General features: G+C 70.5%; 19 protein-coding genes. 8 read left to right on the forward strand and 11 right to left on the reverse strand.

Translation table 11 applies throughout. The features are described from left to right. Positions 1-2: 2 nt before the first annotated feature. The 5 genes from ACFRMN_RS05090 to ACFRMN_RS05110 are packed head-to-tail and all read left to right on the forward strand — an operon-like array spanning position 3 to position 5,578. Positions 3-527, forward strand: a complete 525-nt coding sequence (locus tag ACFRMN_RS05090) for an NADH-quinone oxidoreductase subunit J (protein WP_383013763.1) — start codon at positions 3-5, stop codon at positions 525-527. After that, positions 524-829 (forward strand): NADH-quinone oxidoreductase subunit NuoK, encoded by a 306-nt coding sequence (gene nuoK, locus ACFRMN_RS05095; protein ID WP_383013387.1) that lies wholly within the window; start codon positions 524-526, stop codon positions 827-829. The genes ACFRMN_RS05090 and nuoK overlap by 4 nt, the downstream gene beginning before the upstream one ends. Beyond that, positions 826-2,652: an NADH-quinone oxidoreductase subunit L gene (locus ACFRMN_RS05100; RefSeq protein WP_383013390.1), complete on the forward strand. Its 1,827-nt coding sequence runs from the start codon at positions 826-828 to the stop codon at positions 2,650-2,652. Before nuoK ends, ACFRMN_RS05100 begins: the two co-directional genes overlap by 4 nt. 5 nt (positions 2,653-2,657) lie before the next feature. Then, on the forward strand, positions 2,658-4,163 hold the full coding sequence (locus tag ACFRMN_RS05105) for a NuoM family protein (RefSeq protein WP_383013393.1): 1,506 nt from the start codon (positions 2,658-2,660) through the stop codon (positions 4,161-4,163). Then, the gene (locus ACFRMN_RS05110; RefSeq protein ID WP_383013396.1) at positions 4,160-5,578 is read left to right on the forward strand and encodes an NADH-quinone oxidoreductase subunit N; all 1,419 of its coding nucleotides are present in this window, start codon (positions 4,160-4,162) and stop codon (positions 5,576-5,578) included. Before ACFRMN_RS05105 ends, ACFRMN_RS05110 begins: the two co-directional genes overlap by 4 nt. Positions 5,579-5,796: 218 nt before the next feature. Here the strand turns inward: ACFRMN_RS05110 and ACFRMN_RS05115 are convergent, their stop codons facing one another. The 4 genes from ACFRMN_RS05115 to ACFRMN_RS05130 form a co-directional block, all read right to left on the reverse strand. After that, on the reverse strand, positions 5,797-7,338 hold the full coding sequence (locus ACFRMN_RS05115; RefSeq protein WP_383013399.1) for a hypothetical protein: 1,542 nt from the start codon (positions 7,336-7,338) through the stop codon (positions 5,797-5,799). A gap of 317 nt (positions 7,339-7,655) precedes the next feature. Beyond that, positions 7,656-8,201, reverse strand: coding sequence for a GNAT family N-acetyltransferase (locus ACFRMN_RS05120; protein ID WP_383013402.1), 546 nt, complete (start codon positions 8,199-8,201; stop codon positions 7,656-7,658). A gap of 135 nt (positions 8,202-8,336) precedes the next feature. Then, positions 8,337-9,152 carry a dimethylargininase gene (gene ddaH / locus ACFRMN_RS05125; protein ID WP_383013406.1) on the reverse strand — a complete coding sequence of 272 codons (816 nt, stop codon included), beginning with the start codon at positions 9,150-9,152 and terminating at the stop codon, positions 8,337-8,339. A 121-nt stretch (positions 9,153-9,273) separates the two neighbouring features. Next, positions 9,274-9,765 (reverse strand): Lrp/AsnC family transcriptional regulator, encoded by a 492-nt coding sequence (locus ACFRMN_RS05130; protein WP_383013765.1) that lies wholly within the window; start codon positions 9,763-9,765, stop codon positions 9,274-9,276. Positions 9,766-10,153: 388 nt separating this feature from the next. Between ACFRMN_RS05130 and ACFRMN_RS05135 the strand changes: the two genes are divergently transcribed. Continuing rightward, positions 10,154-12,049 carry a LamG-like jellyroll fold domain-containing protein gene (locus tag ACFRMN_RS05135; protein ID WP_383013409.1) on the forward strand — a complete coding sequence of 632 codons (1,896 nt, stop codon included), beginning with the start codon at positions 10,154-10,156 and terminating at the stop codon, positions 12,047-12,049. Between the two features lie 134 nt (positions 12,050-12,183). Here ACFRMN_RS05135 and ACFRMN_RS05140 read toward each other — a convergent pair whose 3' ends face one another. Both ACFRMN_RS05140 and ACFRMN_RS05145 read right to left on the reverse strand, forming a co-directional pair. Next, positions 12,184-12,612 carry a hypothetical protein gene (locus ACFRMN_RS05140; protein ID WP_383013412.1) on the reverse strand — a complete coding sequence of 143 codons (429 nt, stop codon included), beginning with the start codon at positions 12,610-12,612 and terminating at the stop codon, positions 12,184-12,186. A 169-nt stretch (positions 12,613-12,781) separates the two neighbouring features. Then, positions 12,782-13,435: an N-acetylmuramoyl-L-alanine amidase gene (locus ACFRMN_RS05145; protein WP_383013415.1), complete on the reverse strand. Its 654-nt coding sequence runs from the start codon at positions 13,433-13,435 to the stop codon at positions 12,782-12,784. A 249-nt stretch (positions 13,436-13,684) separates the two neighbouring features. Here ACFRMN_RS05145 and ACFRMN_RS05150 point away from each other — a divergent pair, with 249 nt between their 5' ends. Then, positions 13,685-14,251 carry a GNAT family N-acetyltransferase gene (locus ACFRMN_RS05150; protein ID WP_383013418.1) on the forward strand — a complete coding sequence of 189 codons (567 nt, stop codon included), beginning with the start codon at positions 13,685-13,687 and terminating at the stop codon, positions 14,249-14,251. A gap of 92 nt (positions 14,252-14,343) precedes the next feature. Here ACFRMN_RS05150 and ACFRMN_RS05155 read toward each other — a convergent pair whose 3' ends face one another. The 4 genes from ACFRMN_RS05155 to ACFRMN_RS05170 all read right to left on the reverse strand — a co-directional run bounded on the left by ACFRMN_RS05155 (position 14,344) and on the right by ACFRMN_RS05170 (position 17,840). Next, positions 14,344-14,964 (reverse strand): DUF305 domain-containing protein, encoded by a 621-nt coding sequence (locus tag ACFRMN_RS05155; RefSeq protein WP_383013421.1) that lies wholly within the window; start codon positions 14,962-14,964, stop codon positions 14,344-14,346. A 108-nt stretch (positions 14,965-15,072) separates the two neighbouring features. Continuing rightward, complete coding sequence (locus ACFRMN_RS05160) at positions 15,073-15,540, reverse strand: DUF6153 family protein (protein WP_383013424.1); 468 nt, start codon at positions 15,538-15,540, stop codon at positions 15,073-15,075. A gap of 102 nt (positions 15,541-15,642) precedes the next feature. Next, on the reverse strand, positions 15,643-16,707 hold the full coding sequence (locus ACFRMN_RS05165) for a FecCD family ABC transporter permease (protein ID WP_383013427.1): 1,065 nt from the start codon (positions 16,705-16,707) through the stop codon (positions 15,643-15,645). Continuing rightward, positions 16,704-17,840: a FecCD family ABC transporter permease gene (locus ACFRMN_RS05170; protein WP_383013430.1), complete on the reverse strand. Its 1,137-nt coding sequence runs from the start codon at positions 17,838-17,840 to the stop codon at positions 16,704-16,706. Before ACFRMN_RS05170 ends, ACFRMN_RS05165 begins: the two co-directional genes overlap by 4 nt. Positions 17,841-17,895: 55 nt before the next feature. Between ACFRMN_RS05170 and ACFRMN_RS05175 the strand changes: the two genes are divergently transcribed. Then, positions 17,896-18,957 (forward strand): ABC transporter substrate-binding protein, encoded by a 1,062-nt coding sequence (locus tag ACFRMN_RS05175; protein WP_383013433.1) that lies wholly within the window; start codon positions 17,896-17,898, stop codon positions 18,955-18,957. Positions 18,958-19,054: 97 nt separating this feature from the next. On the opposite strand, the gene ACFRMN_RS05180 is transcribed toward ACFRMN_RS05175, so the two are convergent. Continuing rightward, positions 19,055-19,639 carry a TMEM165/GDT1 family protein gene (locus ACFRMN_RS05180; RefSeq protein ID WP_383013436.1) on the reverse strand — a complete coding sequence of 195 codons (585 nt, stop codon included), beginning with the start codon at positions 19,637-19,639 and terminating at the stop codon, positions 19,055-19,057. Positions 19,640-20,038: the final 399 nt, after the last annotated feature.

A 20,038-nucleotide genomic window follows, 5' to 3' on the forward strand; every position in this document is an offset into this window, starting at 1 on the left:
TCATGGTGTTCCGGTTCGACTCGATGGCGCGGGCGACATACGCCCTGCTGATGTCGTTGCTCTGCGTCGGCGGCGAGGTTCTGCTGCTCGGCCTCGACTACCTCGGCGTGGTGATCATCCTGATGATGACCATCGAAATGGCCATCATGGCCGTGTTCATGGTGATGTACATGATGAACCCCGCCGGTCTGCTGCCCATGTCGATGGTGCACAACAGGAAGGGCGCGGCCTGGATCAGCGCGGCGGTCTTCGCCGTGCTGGCCGCCGGCGCGCTCCTCGCGCCCTGGCCCGCCCGGAAGGGAAGACCGCCGGAGGATCCCACGACCGCGCTCGGTCTGTCGCTGATGGGACCGCAGATGCTCACCATGATGGTGCTCGGCATGGCCCTGTTCGCCACCATCGTCGCCACGGTGGTCCTGGCCACTCGCCGTGGACGCTACGACCGGTTCGGCGACGACCCGCGAGCCCGAGTCCGAACCCGAGCCCGAACCACCGGAGATCCGGTACGGGGAGACGGCGGCCGATGAGTCTCGAACTGTTCCTCCTGCTCGCCGCCGCGCTGTTCAGCACCGGGCTGTTCGGCGCGCTGACCCAGCAGTCGATCGTCATGCTGATGATGGGCCTCGAACTGATGGTGGGCGGAATCATCCTCGCCGCCGCGGCCGTCCGGCACTACATCGCGCCCGCCACCGCCGACGGCCAGGTGCTGGTCGTCCTCGCGGTCACGGTGATGGCCGTGGAGATGGCCATCGGCTTCGCCGTGGTCACCGCGCTGTTCCGGGCCCGCGAGGTCGAGATGACCGACATGGCGGCGGAGCTGAGGGAATGAGCGTCCTGCTGTGGGCGCTGCTCGCCCTGCCGCTGACCGCCGGAACCGTTCTCGCGGTCAGCGGGCGCGCGGCCGACCGGGTCGCACCCGTGGCCGCGGTCGCCACCGCTCTCGTCACCCTGGGCCTCGCTGTCGCGGTCGCCCTCGGCCGTCCGGCGGCCGGGGCCCCACTGCTCGACGGGCTGCCCGTACGGCTCGTGGTGGACGGCCTCTCCGGGGTGATGACCGTGACGGTGGCGGCGATCACCACCGCCGTCCTGGTCTTCAGCGTCGGCGATATCCGCCCCGGGGAGGCGCGTGCGCGTTTCTTCGGGCTCATGCTCCTGTTCAGCGGCGCCATGCTGACCACCGTGACGGCGGCGACGCTCCCCGTACTGCTGATGGCCTGGGAGCTGATGGGCGCCACCTCCTGGGCGCTCATCGGTTTCTGGTGGCGCGACCCGGAGCGCGGCCGGGCGGCGAACATCGCCTTCCTCACCACCCGCGCGGCGGACCTCGGGCTGTATCTCGCCGCCGGGGCCGCCCTCGCGGCCGGTGGGTCCGCCACGCTCGCCCTCGCGGATCTTCCGCGCGCCACCGGGCCCTGGCTCGCACTCATCACCGCGGGGGTCATGGTCGCCGCGCTCGGCAAATCGGCCCAACTGCCCTTCAGCTTCTGGCTCTCGCACGCCATGCGGGGACCGAGTCCGGTCTCCGCCCTGCTGCACTCCGCGACCATGGTGGTGGCAGGCGCGTATCTGCTGATCCGGCTGGAGCCGCTGCTGGCCGCGTCCGGCTGGGGAGGGACCGCGGTGGCCTGGACGGGCGCGGTCACCGCCGTACTGCTCGGTCTGGTCGCGGTCGCGCAGAGCGACCTCAAGCAGCTGCTGGCCGCGTCCAGTTGCGCGCAGATCGGCTTCATGGTGCTCGCCGCGGGCGTCGGATCGGCGACCGGCGCGACCGTACAGCTGATGGCCCACGCGGCGGCCAAGAGCCTCGCGTTCCTGGTGGCCGGTGCCTGGCTGACCGTGCTGGGGGCCGGCACACTCCCCGCCCTGTACGGTGCGGCGCGCCGCAACCGTACGGCCGGAGCCACCTTCACCGTCGCGGCGCTCACGCTCGCCGGTATCCCGCCGCTGTCGCTGTGGGCGGCGAAGGACGTGCTTCTCGCCGCGGCGCTGCACGAGAGCGCCGCGCTGTACGTGGTCGGACTGGCGGGGGCCGTCGTCTCGGCGGTGTACGCGACGAAGGCGCTCTGGTTCGTCTGGCGGCCCACCGACGCGGCCGCGGTCACCCTGCCTTGGGTGACCCGGCCGCCGTTGGTGGCCCTCGCCGTCGCCTGCGCCGGCCTGACCGTGCTCGGCTTCCCGCCGGCGCGCGCGGCGCTCGGCCGCGTCCTGGGCGGACCCGCCGAACCGACCCCGGTGGCCTGGGAGTTCGTCCTCTCCGGCGCGCTCGCCCTCGTCGTCTCCGCTGTCGTCTGGGTGAGGGGCCCGCGGTCCGCAGGACGGCGGTGGGTGGCCGACTGGCTGGGCCTGGAGGCCGCGGCCCGGCTCCTCCTCGTACGGCCGGTGGTACGCCTCGCCCACGCGCTGGCCGCGTTCGACGACCACGTACTGGACCGGGCCGTCGACGGCGGCGCGCGGAGCGTCCTCCGGCTCGCGCGCTGGACCGACCGCCGGGTCGAAGGGCGCGTCGACGGCGCCGTCGAGGGCGTCGCCGCCGGCGCGCGCGCACTCGGCCGCTGGGCGCGCATGCCGCAGACCGGCCAACTGCATCAGTACCTCGCCCAGGCTGTCGTCGCCTTCACCGTCCTCGCCGTCGTACTCGTCCTCATGAGGTGACCGCCGTGCTCACGGCCATCGTCCTGCTTCCGACCGCCGTCGCGGTGCTGCTGCTCTGCGTACCGCGCGGCGCTCCCCCCGGCCTGTTCCTCGCCGCGTGGGTGGCGACCGCCGCGCTGGAACTGGCCCTGACCGTCGCCGTGTGGTGGGGATACGGAGCCGGCGGCGGGATGCGGTACGAGACCCGCGCCCGCTGGATCCCCAGCGCCGGGGTCGGCTACCACGTGGGCGTCGACGGGCTGTCCCTGCCGCTGGTCGCGATGGCCTGTGTGCTGTTCCTGGCCTGCGCGCTGTACGCGTGGCGCGAGCGACGGCGCGTCCGGGAGTTCGCCGCGCTCTTCCTCTTCCTCCAGACGACCTGCCTGGGGCTGTTCGTCGGCCTCGACCTGATCCTCTTCTTCATCTTCTTCGATCTGTCGATCGTGGCGATGTACTTCGTCATCGCGGGGTGGGGACACCGGCACGCGGCCCGTGCCGCGCTGAAGTTCTTCCTCTACACCTTCATCGGGTCGCTGGCCCTGCTGCTGGGATTCATCGGCCTGTATCTGGCCGCCTCGCCGCACACCTTCGACATCGTCGATCTGACCCGCGAGAACCCGCTCGCCGGACGGTCCCTGTACGGCGCCCTGGTCCTGCTCGCGATCGGCGTCGGCCTGGCGGTCAAGACACCGACCGTCCCCTTCCACACCTGGCTGCCTCCGGCGCACACCGAGGCACCGGCCGCCGGGTCGGCGATCCTCGCCGGGGTCCTGCTGAAGATGGGCACGTACGGATTCCTGCGTATCGCCCTGCCGATCCTCCCCGGCGCCTGGCGGCAGTACGCCGCCGTCTTCGTCGTGATCGGTGTGGTGTCCGTGCTGTACGGGGCGCTGGTCGCGCTCGCCCAGAGCGACTTCAAGCGGATGATCGCGTACACCTCGGTCAATCACATGGGCTACATCATCCTCGCGATCGGCGCGGCGGCGTCCGTCGCCACGGGGGTGGAGGCGCGCCAACTCGCCGTCAGCGGGGCCGTGTTCCAGATGGTCAGTCACGGTCTGCTGACGGGAGCGTTGTTCCTGCTCGCCGGCGTGCTGTACGCGCGCGGCCGTACGTACGACATGGCGGCGTACTCGGGCGTAGCCGGACGGGCGCCGGTCTTCGCGGCGCTGACCGGCGTCGCCGCCTTCGCCTCGCTGGGCCTGCCCGGGTTCTCCGGCTTCATCGCCGAATTCCAGATCCTCACCGGGAGTCTGGGCCCGCGGCCGGTGGCGACCGGGCTCGCCGTGCTCGGGATCGTGATCACCGCGGGCCTGTTCCTGCGCGCCCTGCGACAGATCTTCCTCGGCCCGCTCCGGCTTCCGGCCGTCGCTCCGGGCGCGGCGGGACCGTTCCCCGACCTCCGGCCCCATGAGAGCGCCGCCGTCGTTCCGCTGCTCGCCCTGGGTGTGATCCTCGGCCTCGCGCCGCGCTTCGTGCTGGACGTCATCGAGCCGGCCTCCCGGGACGTGCTGGAGCTGCTCGCGCGATGACGGAGATGAACGAGAACCCGCTCGATCTGCTTCCCGAGGTACTGCTCGCCGCGTCCGCCGTCCTCGGACTGCTGCTGGGCACCTGGCTGCCGCGGCGCCGGCAGTGGCTGACCGGCGCACTGGCGTTCACGGCGTGCGGCGCGGGCGTCGTGGCGTCCGCCGTGGCCGCCGCCGGGCCGACCACCACCGCGTTCGGCGCGTCCTTCGCGGTGGACCCGGTCACGAACAGCAGCCGGATCGTCATCCTCGGCGGCACCCTGCTGGTTCTCGCCCTCGCTGTCGGCCCGCTCCACGCGAACCGCCGGGAGAGCGAGTTCTACGTGCTGCTGCAACTCGCGGCCCTGGGGGCGCTGATGCTCGCCGGAACCCAGGACCTGCTGCTGCTCGCGGCGGGATATCTGCTGGCCAGCGTCCCCGCGTACGCGCTGGCCGGCTTCCGCAAGGACGGGCCGGGGACCGAGGCGGCACTGAAGTACTACGTCGTCGGAGCTCTCCTCGGTGTGGTGATGCTCGGCGGGATCACCCTGCTGCTCGCCGCCGGGCGCGGCACGTCGTATCCGGTGCTGCGGACCGGACTGCCGGGCGTGTCCGCCGAGCTGGTGGCCGCCGGTGTGGTGGCGCTGCTGGCCGGGGTGCTGTTCAAAGCGGGCGGCGTACCGGCGCACTTCTGGGTTCCGGACGCAGTGCAGGGCAGCTCGGCGCCCGTGGCGGCGTTCCTCACGACCGTGCCCAAGATCGGTGCGCTGGCCGCGCTCTACCGCCTCGCGGCCGTACCCCTCGCGGACACCTCCGTACCGTGGCCCGAGCTGGTGGCGGTCCTGTCCGTCGCGTCGATGACGGTGGGCAATCTGGCCGCCTTCTTCCAGCGTGACGTCAAGCGGCTGCTCGCGTACTCGACCATCAGCCAGGTCGGCTACCTCCTGCTCCCCGTCGTCGTCGCGGGCCGTACGGACATCGGCCAGCGAGCCCTGCTGTACTACCTGGCGGCGTACGCGCTGACGAACCTCGGGGCGTTCGCCGTCGTCTGCGCGCTGCCGGGGGCGCGTGCCATCGAGGACTACCGGGGTCTGATACGGGAACGGCCCGCGCTGACCGCCGCGTTGGTCGTCTGTCTGCTCGGCCTGGTCGGTACGCCGCCCACCGCCGTCTTCCTCGGCAAGCTGGAGGCGTTCAGCGCGGCGTTCGACGGCGGCTACGCGTGGCTGGCGGTCGTCGCGGCGGTCAACACCGTGGCCTCGCTCTTCTACTATCTGCGCTGGATCGCCGCGGCGGTCTCGGGCTCCGCCGCGGCGACGCCACGTGTGTGGTCGCGGCCGGCCGGCGGCTTCGCCTGCGCGATCGCCGCCGGCTCGGTGGTGCTCGGCCTGCTCGGCGGGCCCGTTCTCGGGATCCTGGACGGCCGTTTGGCGCCCTGATGCTCGGCCGCCGCCGCCAGGCTCAGGAGGGTGTCGCCGACCACGAGGTCCTTGGGTTCCTCCACGGCGAACGGCACCGAGCGACCGATTCATCACGCAGGGATGAATGAACACCTCTTCATTTGTGGAGGGGGCGCCGGGACCACGAAGTCCCGCCCACCGGCCGGCGGGCGGGACTTCCCCGTACCTCCTGGAAACCCTGGCCAGGGCTACCCGCTCTAGAAGCCCGTGCCCAGGCCCTCGACCACGTAGGCGCACTCCGTGTACGTGTAGCCCGGTTCGATCTTGGTCGTGTCCGTACCGGTCGAGGCGGAGCCACCCGTGGACTTGTGCAGGAAGTACGTGGTGCCGGCGGGCAGGGTGATCGTCTTGCTGGGGTAGTTCTCGCCTCCCTGACAGGCGCCGGACGACGCGGCCAGAGAGCTCTGGTACCTCCTGCACCCGTCGCACGCCTTGAGCTTGACGCTGCCGGTGACCGGGCCCGTGTAAAGGATCTCGACCTCTTCGGGGCTGTCGTTGCTGATGGTGACGGTGATGCCGCCGCCGGAGGCCATGGTGGGCAGACGCTTACCCGCGGCGGGCTCGTCCTGGGCTATCTCCGCGGCTATGGCGATCTTCTTGGCGAGCGCCCGGTTCTTGTCGTTCTTGTACGCGCCGACGAAGTCGTTCATCGTGTCCCGCGCGTCGCCGAACTTGCCGTCCCTGTACTGGTCCACGCCGCACGCGTACATACCGGCCTGGACATGCTTCCGCGCCTTCCCCGCGTCCTTGTCCAGGGCCGCGGACAGGCCCGCCGCGTCGCCCGGCAGGGCCTTGGCCTGCTCGGCGAGGTTGCGCATCGTCTCGTTGGCCGTGCACGGTTCGCCGCCCTTCAGGTCCTTGGCGACCTTGTCGATCGCGGAGCTGACGGCCGGTTCGACCCGCGCGGCCTGCGGGGAACGAGGGAAGGTGGTCAGCAGCTCGTAGAGATGACCGCCGGTCTCCGCGCCGCCCATGACGCTGCCGAGACCGGGCAGCCCGCACTCGTAGAGCGAGGTGGCGAGCCGGTCGTCGGGCCAGCCGGCCAGCGAACCGAGCTCCTTCTCGCCGATGGTGTCCGGGACTGACCGCAGATAGTTCAGCGGCGCGATGGCCTCGCAGTACTTCCGCTCGTCGTACGGAGCGCCGACCGTCTTGTAGTACGTGTTCAGCCGGTCGGGAACGCGCTCGGCGGCCCGGGAATCCGCGTGGTCCTCGCTGAGATCACGGTAGACACCCAGCGCTTTGGTGTAGTCCGGCTCGGCCGCCTCGAACGGCTTGCTCGTGGCTGTCCGCACCAGCTGGTCGGCCTCGCCGAGGCGGTCGAGGAGCATCTGCTGCGTGGCCTCCTCACGCGCCCCGTCGTAGAGGACCACTCCTCCGACCGGAGCGGCGAGGAGTACAAGACCGAGCAGCACGGCGACGGGCGACCGCGGCGGCCAGGCCAGCGGGGTACGCAGCCCGCGGACCGCGCCGTGACCGGCCGCGAGGGCCAGGAAGACGAGGTAGGTGGTGAGAACCCCACCGGAGACGCCGTCCGGCTCCGCGGGGAGGGCGATCACCAGCAGAACGCCGGTCACGATCACACACACGGCCGTCGCGAGCCGGCGGCGCATGAGCGCGTAACCGAGCCCGAGGCCGGTGAGGTTGAGCAGGGCCACCGCGACGGCCCGCGCCGGGTCCGCGGGCCCGGGTGGCGGAGGCGGCGGGGTCGGCGGCCGGGAGGGCGGCGGGGGTATCACGAACCCTCCGGTTCCGCCGAATCCCCCGATCCCGTTTCCGGTCCCTCCGAACCCTCCGGCCCCGGTATTCCCTCTGTCCCCGCTATTTCCTCTGTCCCCGCCCTGCTGATCCCAAGACATCGCGCCCCCCAATCCGTCGGACGCGACGACGCGCCCGTCACCGAATTCTAGTGGCCAACCGCATTGCCACACATATCAGTTGGGCACTGCCGACCGAGATCCGCGCAGGAGCGAAGGAGCCCAATCAGCGGTCTACGAAGCGGATCTACGAAGCGGATCTACGAAGCGGATCTACGAAGCGGGTTTACGAAGCGGGTTTACGCACCCGGCTTCGACGCCTGACGGAGCTCGCCCTCCAGCAGCCCCATCGTGAACATGTCGTACCACTGGCCATCGCGTCGGAAAGCCTGGCGCAGCCTGCCCTCGTCGACGAAGCCCACCTTCTCGTAGACGCGGTGAGCGGCGTGGTTCTCGGTGACGACGGTCAGTGAGATCTTGTGCAGCCGCATCTTCTCGAAGCCGTAGCGGCAGACCGTCCGCATCGCGTCGGTGGCGTACCCGCGTCCCCAGTACTCCTTCTCACCGAGATAGATGTCGAGCTTGGCGCACCCCGTCTCCGGCTCGGCCTCGCGCAGCTGGACGAGGCCGATGAGATGCGTGTCGGTGAGCGCCTCGATCCCGAAGAGCACTTCACCGTACGTATTGCGCGGCCGCTGCTCCAGCCAGCTCCTGACCCGGCCGAGCGGCTGGGCGTAGTCGTCGTTCATCCAGCGCATGATGTCGGGATCGTGGTTCCACCGCCACAGCGCCTCGGCGTCCGACGGATCCATCGCTCGCAGTTTGACGAGGTCTCCGAGCACCATGTCTGCCAGCCCTTCGCTGTTTCATGATCGGCTTTCAGTGAACCCGCCAGTGGTAGCACGGGCCGAACTCGGGCTCAACCAGATAAGCGCCCGTGTACGGCGGATCCACCGCCTGCCGATCACGCGCGTACGGACCTACTCTGTACGGATCTCCTGCGTACAGCATTTCACCCCGCCGCCGGCCTTCCGGAATTCCGAGAGATCCACCGGGACCGGACGGTATCCGCGGTCCGCCACCGCTTCGATGAGGCCGGCCGCGTCCTGGGCGATGACCACATGGCGCCCGTCCGACAGGGAATTGAGGCCGAAGCACTTGGCGTCCTGCGCGGTCGCGATCACCGCGTCAGGGAAGAGGGCTCTCAGCACCCGCTGACTTCCCGGTGAGAACGCGCCCGGATAGTAGGCGACATTGTCGTCGTCGAGCGCGAACAACGCCGTATCCAGATGGTAGAAGAGCGGGTCGACCAGGCGCAGGCTGACCGTGGGCACACCGAAGAACTCCTGGGCCTCCTGGTGTGCCTGCGGCAGCGTACGGAATCCCGTCCCGGCGAGGAGGAGCCCTCCCACCGGTGTGAAGTCACCCTCTCCCTCGCAGATATGGACAGGTGTGCCCACCTCGAAGCCGGCGTTTTCGAACCACGCCCGGTAGTGACCGGATTCGGGCCGCCGCTCCGGTGCGTGAAAGTGCGCCCCGAATACCCTCCCGCCAAGCGTCAGAGCGGAGTTGGCGGCGAACACCATGTCCGGCAGACCGGCGACGGGCGTCATCAACTCCACATCGTGTCCCAGATCCCGGTATACGGAGACGAGGGCTTCCCATTGCCGGAGCGCCAGCGCCGAATCCACCGGATCCTCCGATGTCATCCAGGGGTTGATGGCATAGCGGACATCGAAATACTCCGGCGGGCAGACCAGATAACGGCGCTTCTTCGCTGTCCGTCGTGGCACCATGAACGGCCCTTTCCTGGAACCGGGGAGATGAGAACCAGAATATGGAGGCGGGGGATGCGCGAACAAGAGAGGAATGTTGCGTGGGACCGCAACTCTGTTGCGTGTGAAGGCGTGGGAGCGGCTACTCGTTAATCCGTGAGAAGCGTCCCGTGCCCGCCTCGGGACTGCTCGGCAGCAGATGGGACAGCACTACGAAGCTGTGCGTCTCCTTCACGAACGATTCCGCGCGGATCCGTTCGAGTACATCCTCGAAGTGTTCGACATCGAGCGCCCTGATATGGAGGATCGCGTCGGCGCGTCCGGTCACGGTGACGGCCGACTGGATCTCGGGATGGTTCCGTACGACCTCCGCCAGCCGCTTCGGCGGCGCGGCCCCCTCGCAGAACACCTCCACATACGCCTCGGTGTGCCATCCCAGCGCCGACGGTGTGACCACCGTGGTGAAGCCGGTGATCACCTCGTCCTCCCGCAGCCGGTCCACCCGGCGCTTCACCGCGGGCGCCGACAGCCCGATGGACAGACCGATCTCCTTGAAACTCGCCCTGGCGTCGGCGATCAGCGCTGTGAGGATCTTGCGATCGAGGTCATCCAGGACAGTTCCGTGACGGCGCATCAGGAATCCCCTCCACTCGGGCGCACGCGCTGTCGCGTGGCCGTTGCGAAGATCTTCGTGCATCGCTCCGGCGGCGTCAGCGGCGTCAGCGGCGTCGGTGGCGAACCCGACGGACCGGGCTGAGCCGAACAGGCCAGGCAGCGCGGGCAGCGCGGGCAGCGCGGGCAGCGCGGGCAGAGCCGACTGACCGGGCAGACCCATCAGATCAAGCAGGCCCGGGCGGCCCGGACTTCCTTCCGGTACCACTTTCGCGCTGTGTGGGCTCCTTCACGCCATACGGTCCCATTCGTGCGATGAAGGGCGGCCACCGTTCAGCTCCCTGCCATCGGGCGGACACGGCCGATCAGCACAGTGCAGCGGACACGGACATCCAGTGCATGGAGTACGCATGAGCACGGCAGACAGCAAGAAGAATCTGGACAGACGGGCGCTGCTTCAGGCCGCGCTCGTCGTACCGGCCGCGGGCGTCGCCGCGACCGCGCTCGACACCGTACCGGCGCGGGCCGCGACCGCGACGGCGGCGGCCACGGCAGGGGGCGGCGGAGGCCGGTTCGACACCGACAGCCCCCGGTTCGCGCTGGCCGTCCTTCCGGACACCCAGTATCTCTTCGACGCCGACAGCTCCGACCCGGCGCCGCTGCGCGAGACGTTCCGGTACCTCGTCTCGGAGCGCGGCGAATCCAATATCGCCTTTATGACGCACCTCGGTGATGTCACGGAGCACGGCACCGGCGAAGAGATCGAGCTCGCCGCCGACACCTTCCGTATCCTGCACGGCAAGGTGCCCTACAGCGTCCTCGCGGGCAATCACGACATCAACGGGTCGATGGACGACCAGCGTGGCGACAGCGCGTACCTCAAGGCCTTCGGGCCGAAGCGCTACTCCTCCATGCCGACCTTCGGCGGTGCCTCGCCCGACGGCTACAACAGCTACCACGTGGTGCGCGCGGCGGGCCGCGAGTGGCTGATCCTCGCCCTGGACTGGCGGGTGTCGGACGCGGGACTGCGCTGGGCGCAGGGTGTGCTCGACAAGCACCCGTCGCTGCCCGCCGTGCTGACCACTCACGACCTCGCGTGGTCGGACGACGACGGCGCGGCCCAGCTGTCGGACAACGGCAAGCGGCTGTGGGACGGCATCGTCCGCGGCAACGACCAGATCTTCCTGGCCCTGGGCGGTCACTACTGGCCGCCGGGCCGCACCGTACTGACCAACGACGCCGGTCATGACGTACACGTCCAGATCACCAACTACCAGGACCGCTACTACGGCGGTGCCGGGATGATCCGGCTGTACGGTTTCGATCTGGCCCGCGGAGTCATCGACGTCGAGACGTTCTCGCCGTGGTTCCTCGCCCGCGATCCGGAGAAGCGGACGCCCCTGGAGGCCGAGACCATCGAACTGACCGGCCCGGTCGACCGGTTCAGCCTGGACATCGACTTCACCGAACGGTTCGCCGGCTTCGCCCCGGTCACTCCGCCCGCCCCGCGCCCCGCTTCCGCCGTGATGCCGCGCGGCACGGTCGCGTACTGGCGGTTCGACTCCTCCGGCCTGCCGGACGGCGGCCGGGCGGGCAAGCCCGTGACGGACGGCAGGGTCGCCCGTGACCTGACCGGCAACGGCAACGATCTGACGGTGCGCCGGCTGCACACGAGCGGCGCCGACGCGCTGACCTGGTCGGCCGAGCACCACCTCGACCAGCCGGCCCACGCGAGCCTGCGCTTCGACGGCGGGAAGGCCCCGGACCGCGGCGCGGTCCTCACCACCGCGGCGGGCGCCCCGCTCAACAGCGCCACCTTCACGTCGGGTTACACCATCGAGACCTTCATCAAGCTGCCGGAGCCCTTCGACGGCGATCACGCCTGGATGGGGATCCTCAGCTGGGAGGGGCGCAACGGGGACGCGGGCAAGACGACCGGCTGGTCGCCCGACGAGCCCACATGCAGCCTCAATCTCTCCCCGGAGCGATTCCTCCAGTTCGTCGTCTACCCGCAGCGCCAGGACGCCGACCCCACCTCCTGGAGCCACGCCGTCCCGGTGGGCCGCTGGATGCATATCGCCCTCGTCAACGACGGCCGCCGTACGGTGATGTACGTCGACGGTTCGAAGATCGCGCGTAATCCGGCCCAGAAGTCGACCGGAATCGCCACGCTGGGCAAGCCCTTCGTCCTGGGCGCCACCCAGTTCGACGAGCGGTTCGGCCAGGGCTTCTACGGCTGGATCGGTGACACCCGCATCGTGAGCCGGGCGCTCGCGCCGAAGGACTTCCTGACACCGTTCGCGTAGGGCGGTGGGCCGGGTGGCGGCGGCGGGCTCACGTCCGCCGTCACCCGGCCGTCCTCAGGGCCCCTCACCGAGGTGCGGCGCGGCCGCGCCGGACAGACCGGAGGGTCCGTCGGGCGCGCTCGCTCGCGGTGCGGTCAGCGCCGGCAGAACGGCACCGGCGACTGGTTCTCGACGTAACGGGCCGCGACATAGCCGGGGCGTGCGTCCCCGAGCAGGTACCAGAGGTTGTTGCCTTCCACGTTCTCGCCCCTGACCTTGCAGAAGAGGGGGATCACCGTACCGGGCCGCAGGCCGCCCAGATAGGCGGAGCGGGAGGTCGGCTCCGCACGGATGCTCAGGGTGATCCGCGAGACGACCTTGCCCTTGGGCTCTCCCACGGGCGTCTTCGCCGACCGCGTCGGCGGGAGATCGCCCGCCGGGGAGGAGACGGCGAGGGAGGAGACGGCGGGGGAGTCGGTGACCTCGGCGGCGCCGGCGGGGCCGGCGGCCAGCGGCCCGGCGCCGGCGATCACGAGTACGGCGAGAGCCGAGGCGACGCGGCGCCCGGTGCGCAGTCTGTTCACGATGTTCTCTTTCCCCTATGGGATGTTGCCTCCTCCTTATGGCACGCGGGACGGGACGGTCGCCAGACCGACGGGAAATCCTCACCCGAACGGGTCGGCGTGCCCGCTGTGTTCGGTGGCGCGGCCGGCAACGACCGCCGACCGCACCCGTTGTGGAGTCCCGGACCGGTCAGCTGTTGACCAGTGCGATGTACCGGTCCCAGTCCCAGAGCCCGCCCGGATCGGTGTGCGTGGCGCCGGGGACCTCGCTGTGGGCGATGATGTGCTCGCGTGTCCTGGGGATGCCGTATCTGCCGCAGACGGCGGCGGTCAGCGCCGCGGACGACGCGTACATCGCGTCCGTGAAGTACTCCGGCCTGTCCACCCAGCCCTCGTGCTCGATGCCGATGCTGCGGGTGTTGTAGTTCCAGTTGCCCGCGTGCCAGGCGACATCCTTCTCCCGTACGAACTGGCCGATATAGCCGTCCGCCGAGGCGACCATGTAGTGCGCGGAGACCTTCTTGGCCGGGTCCTGGAAGATCTTCACCGCGTCGGGGAAGGTCTCCTGCGTGACATGGATGACGACGAAGTCGACCTGATACGTCGTCGGGCGGCTGGACACCGTGTAGTTGGAGGTGCTGGCCGGAATCCAGTGGGTGGGCGGATAGGCGGTGGAGGCGCGCGGTCCGCTGCCGGGCGCGCCGCGTTCAGCGGGAGCGCTCCGGTCGCCGGCGGCCTCGGCGGTGGAGGCGGAGATCGTGGCGAGTCCCAGCGCGGCGGCGCCGAGAGCGGCACCGGAGCGGAGTAAGGCGCGGCGGGACGGTGTGGGGGTGTGGGCTTCCATGGGGTCTCCCGAAATCCATTGCCTGGAAGGGGTGACGCGCGTAGTGCGGTTCCATGCTGAGTCTTCCGCATGGCCATGCCAACAACTGCCGGGCAAAGAAAGAAAACGGGTCTCGGTCTGGACCTCTGGCATACGCGACGCACTCCAGGGGCGGTTCGGCGCGCCGGCCCCGGTCCTCATCCTGTCGGCCGCCCGGATCCGCGCAAGGGCGCCATGCGTCGGGTGTGACGCGGGTGTAATACTCTCGCCATGGTGCCGCGAGTTACGTGTGTGGGTGAGGGGACGGCCGGTACGACGGTCTCGATCAGGCGGGCGACCGCGCGGGACGCCCGGCGGCTCACCCGGCTCGTCCGGGTCTCCCGCGCCTACGAGGGCCCGTACGCCCCGATGATCGCGGGCTACCGGGTCGGCCCCGACTACATCGAGACCCACCGGGTCTTCCTGGCCGTGGCGACCGGAGGGACAGGGGGCGCCGCGGACGCCGTGCGTGCCGACGAGCGGCTGCTCGGCTTCTACGCGCTCGTCCTCGATCCGCCCGAGCTCGATCTGATGTTCGTCGCGGACGCCGCCCAGGGGCTCGGTATCGGCCGTCGGCTCGTCGAGCACATGACGGACGAGGCGCGCGGCGCCGGACTCGACGCCGTCCGTGTCGTCTCCCACCCACCCGCGGAGGGTTTCTACCGCAGCGTGGGCGCTCGTCGGACCGGCACCGTGGCCGCGAACCCGCCGGCCGTGATGTGGGACCGGCCCGAACTGGTGATCTCCGTTCCGGCCGACGCGGACCGTACGGGGGGAAGCGGAGCGCCGCTCCCGTAGCGGTGCCCGCCCGCGACCGACCGGGGACCGCGCGTTCGGCGCGGCCCCCGGTGGCCGGAGCACCGGTGCTCCGGTGGTTCAGTGCCTCAGTGCTACTTGTCGAGCAGTGTGTTCATCCGGGTGATCTCGGCGCTCTGGGACGTGATGATGGCGTCGGCCATGTCCTTGGCGCGCTGGTCGGCCCCTTCCGACTTCTCGGTCCTGGCCATTTCGACCGCGCCTTCGTGATGCTTGACCATCAGCTTCAGGAACGCGGTGTCGAACGCCGGGCCCGTCGCCTTCTCCAGCGTGGACATGTCGCTGTCACCCATCATCCCGGGCATCGAGTGCCCCGAGTGATCCATGCTGCCCTGCGTGGGCACCTGCGCGTCCCAGGACGTGAGCCAGCCGGACAGGGTCTTGATCTCCGGGTCCTGGGCCTTCTTGATCTCGGCGGCGAGCTTCTTCACCTCCGCCGAGGAGGCCCGGGTGGCGGCGAGGTCGGCCATCTCCACCGCCTGCCGGTGATGCGGGATCATGCCCTGCGCGAAGGACACGTCCGCGGCGTTGTACGACGAGCCCGCTGACGAATCCGAAGCCGAGGCGGACGCGGACGTCGAAGCGGTGGCGGACGGACTTCCGTTGTCTCCGCCGCAGGCGGTGAGGGTGAGCGCGGCGGCGGACAGGGCCGCGGCGATGGCGGCCTTACGGGCCGCGTGACGGTACGAGGTCATGGTGGAACGACTCCTGTGCGTGGTGAGGGAGATGAGGGCGTGCCGAACGCGGCCACCGGCCCGGCGAACCGATCGGCTCGGCAGCGGGGACGGCCGCGGGAGCGGCGCCTATATACGCAGGAGTTGGAGTTCGCTCAATGAGGGAGGAGCCCGGTCGCCCGTCGCCGTGCCGGGAGCCTGTCGTAGCGCCGAGGGCACGTCGAGCGGCCCGGCGGGCAGCGCGGAGGCGAGCGGGGTCGGCAGCGCGGGACCGGCACCGACACCGGCGGCGGCGCAGGTGGCGTCCGCGTGCTCCGGATGCCCGCCGCCGCCGTGATCCTGATGTACGCAGTCCCCGTCCACCGCGCCGGCGGCCATGACATGAGCGGAGGGCGCGGGTACGGGGGACGACCGCGGGCCCACCGCGGACGCCGGAGCCGACGAGGCCGGAACGGAAGCGGTGTGCGCTTCCGGCGAGGGAACGGGCGACAGCCCGTGCATCGCCAGCAGACCGGTCATCACCGCGGTCACCAGCAGCAGAAGGAGAACCCGGGGCCCAGTGGGCCGGGTCCCGCCGCGTGATGACCATCGCTTCATGCGTTTATCGTAAACGCCACATGGCGCCCAACATGGCGCGGCCCCGCCGTCGGAGATCCACCTCTTCTTCCGGACCGTTCGCCACCGGCTCCGTCCCGGGGCTCATCGGGGCCGAGCGTTCCTCTTCTCCCTGGACAGCAGCCACAGCAGATAGAGACCGCCGAGGGCGCCGGTGACCAGCCCCACCGGGATCTGGAAGGGGGACAGGAGACGCTGCGCCAGCAGATCGGCGGTGGCGAGGATCAGCGCGCCCGTGAGCATGGCCGAACCGATCGGGGCGCCCGGGGCCCGGGTGATTCTGCGGGCCAGTTGAGGGGCGGCCAGCGCCAGGAAGCCGATCGGGCCCGCGACGGCGATGGCCGCGCCCGCCAGGGCGACACCGAGCAGCAGGCCGAGCGCACGGACGCGCGCGATGTTCACCCCGAGGGCGCCGGCCGTGTCGTCCCCCATCTCCATGAGCCTCAGCGGCCGGCCCACGGCCAGGGTCGCGACGGCGAGTACGGGCAGGGCGAGCGCCAGCGGGGTGACCTGCGGCCAGGAGACGGCGTTGAGGCTGCCGAACGTCCAGGCCTTGGCGCTCTCCGCGGACTCCAGATCGGCGCGGGTGATGAGGAAGTCGTTGACCGACGCCAGCATCGCGCCCACGGCGATACCGGCGAGCACCAGCCGGTGGCCGGAGACACCGCGCGACGCGGTGAACGCGTACACGACCACCGCGGTCACCAGCCCGCCGAGCACCGAGCCCGCGCCGACCCCGAGTCCGGCCGTACCGCCGCCGGCCAGGATGACGACGAGCGCGCCGCTGGTGGAGCCGGTGGTGAACCCGATGACGTCCGGGCTGCCGAGTGGATTGCGCGACAGGCTCTGGAACAGCGCCCCGGACAGCCCGAGGGCCGCTCCGACGAGCAGCGCGGCACAGACGCGCGGCAGCCGCTGGCCGACGATGATGAACCGGTCCGTCCCCGATCCGCCACCGGCGAGTACGTCGAGGATCCGGCCCGTGTCGATCCGGTACGTGCCGGTGAACACGCTGAGCGTCCACACCGCGGCGCATCCCAGCAGCAGAACGGCCGTCACGGCGGCGGTCCGGCCCGAGTAGCGCAGGGTGAGTTCTCCGGGAAGCCGCAGTACGCGCGTCGGGGCGGCGGTCCGGTGCGGGGCGTTCACGCCGCGACCTCCTTGCGCCTGACGACGAGCCAGAGCAGCGCGGGCGCCCCGATGAACGCCGTGACGATACCGACCTCGATCTCGCCCGGCGGTGCGGCCACCCGTCCGGCGATATCACTGACCAGCAGCAGAATGGCGCCGCCGGGCAGCGCGAAGGCCAGCAGCGGGCGCAGGTCGGGGCCGAGGACCAGCCGCAGCACATGAGGAACGACCAGACCGACGAACGCGATCGGTCCCGCGGCGGCGGTCGACGCGCCGCAGAGCAGCATGATCGAGAGGAAGCCGGCCGCGCGCACCCAGGGGACCCTGAGCCCGAGAGCCGCCCCGGTCTCATCCCCCAGCGCGAGCGCGTTCAGGGACGGGCCGAGCGCCAGCGCGATCAGCGCCCCGACCAGGACGAAGGGGACCGCGGCGGTGAGCGCTTCCGTACCCCGGTTCTCCAGCGCCCCCACCACCCAGAAGCGGTAGGAGTCGAAGGCCGTGGTGTTGAACATGGTGATGATGCCCGTACAGGCCCCGAGACTCGCCGACAGCGCCGCTCCCGCCAGGACGAGCCGGGTGTGGTGGTGACCGCGGGTGGCACCCGAGGTGAGCGTGTGGACGAGCAGCGCGGCCAGGACCGCCCCGGCGAAGGCGAACCAGATGTACCCGGAGACGCCGGTGACATGGAACGCGGCGATCGCGATCACGACCGCGAAGGAGGCGCCCGCGTTGACGCCGACGATGCCCGGCTCGGCGAGCGGGTTACGGGTGATGGCCTGCATGACGACGCCGGCCAGGGCCAGCGCGGCACCGACGACCACCGCGAGGGCGGTACGCGGCATCCTCAACTGCCGGACGATGATGGCCTCCGGGCTTCCGTCGTCATGGAGGAGCACCCGCCCCACGGTCCCCAGGGGGATGCCCCGCGCGCCGACGCCCAGGCTGATCAGTACGAGCAGGACGACGAGGGCGAGACAGACCACCAGGGCGGCGAGGTGTCTTCCGCGCCGGAGCCCACCGGTTCGCGGGCGCCCTCCCGGGGGTTCGACGGTTCGCGACCCGTCGGGGCGCCGGCCGCAGACCAGGGCCGCCCGCTCCGTTTCCGCGGAACCCGCTTCTCCGGAACCCGCACCTCCGGATATGTGATCCATCGCATGACTGTCATCCCTACTCATCCGCACTTAGGGAAGCCTAAGCTAATGCCTCGTGTACCGCTTCAGTGATCTCCCTCTCACCCGTCTCATCAGCGGCGTCGCCGTAGCCGGCGCCCTGCTGCTCAGCGGCTGTTCCACCAACTCGACGGACTCGTCGGGCGACGGCGGGACTTCCGCCCCGTCGGCCACCGCGGCCACGTCGGCCCACACGGCGCCCCGCTCCGTGCCCAAGGGCATGGGCAGCGGCAAACCCGACGGGCAATTCCCCCGTACCGTCAGCCACTTCGAAGGCAGGACCACCATCGGGGCCGCGCCGAAGAAGGTCGTGGTGATCTCCACCGGACAGGCCGACGCGCTGCTCACGCTCGGCACGGTGCCGGCGGGTTCGACCCGCGGGGACGGGGCGGATCTCGTACCCCAGTATCTGAAGGACGACTTCCCGAAGGACGCGGCCCAGCTGGCTAAGGTCGTGGACGTGGGCTCGCGGGTCGACCCGAACCTGGAGACCATCGCGAACATCAAGCCGGATCTGATCCTGATGAACATCGCGGGCAAGAACGCCAAGACCCTCTACACCGCACTCACCGAGCTGGTGCCCACCATCGCCACCCAGGGCACGGGGCTGTACTGGAAGCAGGACTTCCTGCTCATCGCCGACGGACTCGGCAAGACCGACCGTGCGCGGACGTTCCTCGACACCTTCCACGCCGACGCGGAAGAACTCGGTAAGCGCCTCGACAAGCCGGTGACCGTGTCCTTCCTGCGGCTGAACGGCGACCGGCTGCGGGTCTTCGGTGTGCCCTCGTTCACCGGAAGCATCGCGGAGGACGCCGGGCTCGGCCGCCCCAAGAGCCAGCAGTTCGACAAGACCTCCCAGAACATCAGCAACGAGCAGCTGGACCGGGCCGACGCGGACTGGCTGTTCTACGGGGTCCAGGGCGCCGAGTCCAAGGCGTCGGCGCTGACGAAGGCGCCGCTCTGGCCGACGCTGTCCGCCGTCGTGGGCAAGACGGCGATCCCGGTCGACGACGATGTCTTCTATCTCAACACCGGGCCCTCGGCGGCCCGCGATGTCCTCGCGGTGCTCGACAAGCAGCTGGCCCCGGCCGCCTGAGAGCCGCCGTCCTTTCCGAAAGCCCTGCCCACCGGCGCTCGTCGGCGGGCAGGGCTCTGTACGTTCGCGGGACACCGGTCCCGGGCGTGGCGGCTCGTCAGCTCAGGAAGATCTCGGTCACGGTCCAGATGGCGAGGCCGAGCATGCACAGACCGCCGATGCGCTGGACGGTCTTGAGGGGGACGCGGGTGGCGATGAACCGGCCGGCGAGCAGCGCCAGCGCGGATACGGACATGAGCGCGGCGGCGGAACCGATGGCGGTGGACCATGTGCCGTTGCTGGCCGCGAGGTTGGCGGTGGTGATCTGGGTGAGATCGCCCCACTCACTGATGAAGACGGCCATGAAGGCGGTGGAGTAGACGGGCCAGAAGCCGGTGACCGTCTTCTTCTCGCCTTCCTCGTCCTCGTCGTCACCTCCGCCGCGCAGCAGCATGAAGGCGCCGAACGCGAAGAGCAGAGCGGAGACGAGCTTGACGATCCAGCCGGGCAGGAGCCCGATGAGACCGCCCGCGGCGACAGCGATGGCGACGTGCACGATGAACGCCGTCGACGTGCCGAACCATACGTAGAGCGGGCGCATGCGCGTGCCCATGGCCAGGGACGCGAACATGGTCTTGTCGGGGAGCTCCGCAAGGAAGATCAGCCCGAAGGCGGTGACGATCGCCAGGGGGTCGAGATGCATTCCGGGTGGCTTTCTCTGAGGGCCGGGCCCGGATCTTCGCGAAGCCCCGTACGGAGCCAGGAGGACACTCGGCCCGGCACGACGGCGGTGACCGCAAGGCGCGGACACCGTCAAATGCCTGACCGAAGGTCTCGCCCGCCCACCGGATCAGTGGGCCCGGCCACCGGGAACCCGAGGGTTCCAGTGTGTCGACGACCGGTTCGCGGGGCTACTCCCCTTCGCAGCCGCCCACGATACCTCACCCGTTCGGCAGAGCCCAGGCCGGGACATGCCAGGCCAGAGGGGTGGGGGCCGGGCCCCCCGCGCCCCCCCCACCCCGGGCGCCGCCGGGGCCGGGGGGGACGCACCGCGCAGTGCCGGGGGCCGCGGTCCGACCCAGGCGGGGGGGGGGGGCTGGGG

It is taken from the genome of Streptomyces sp. NPDC056835, assembly GCF_042789485.1.
Classification (GTDB): Bacteria; Actinomycetota; Actinomycetes; order Streptomycetales; family Streptomycetaceae; genus Streptomyces.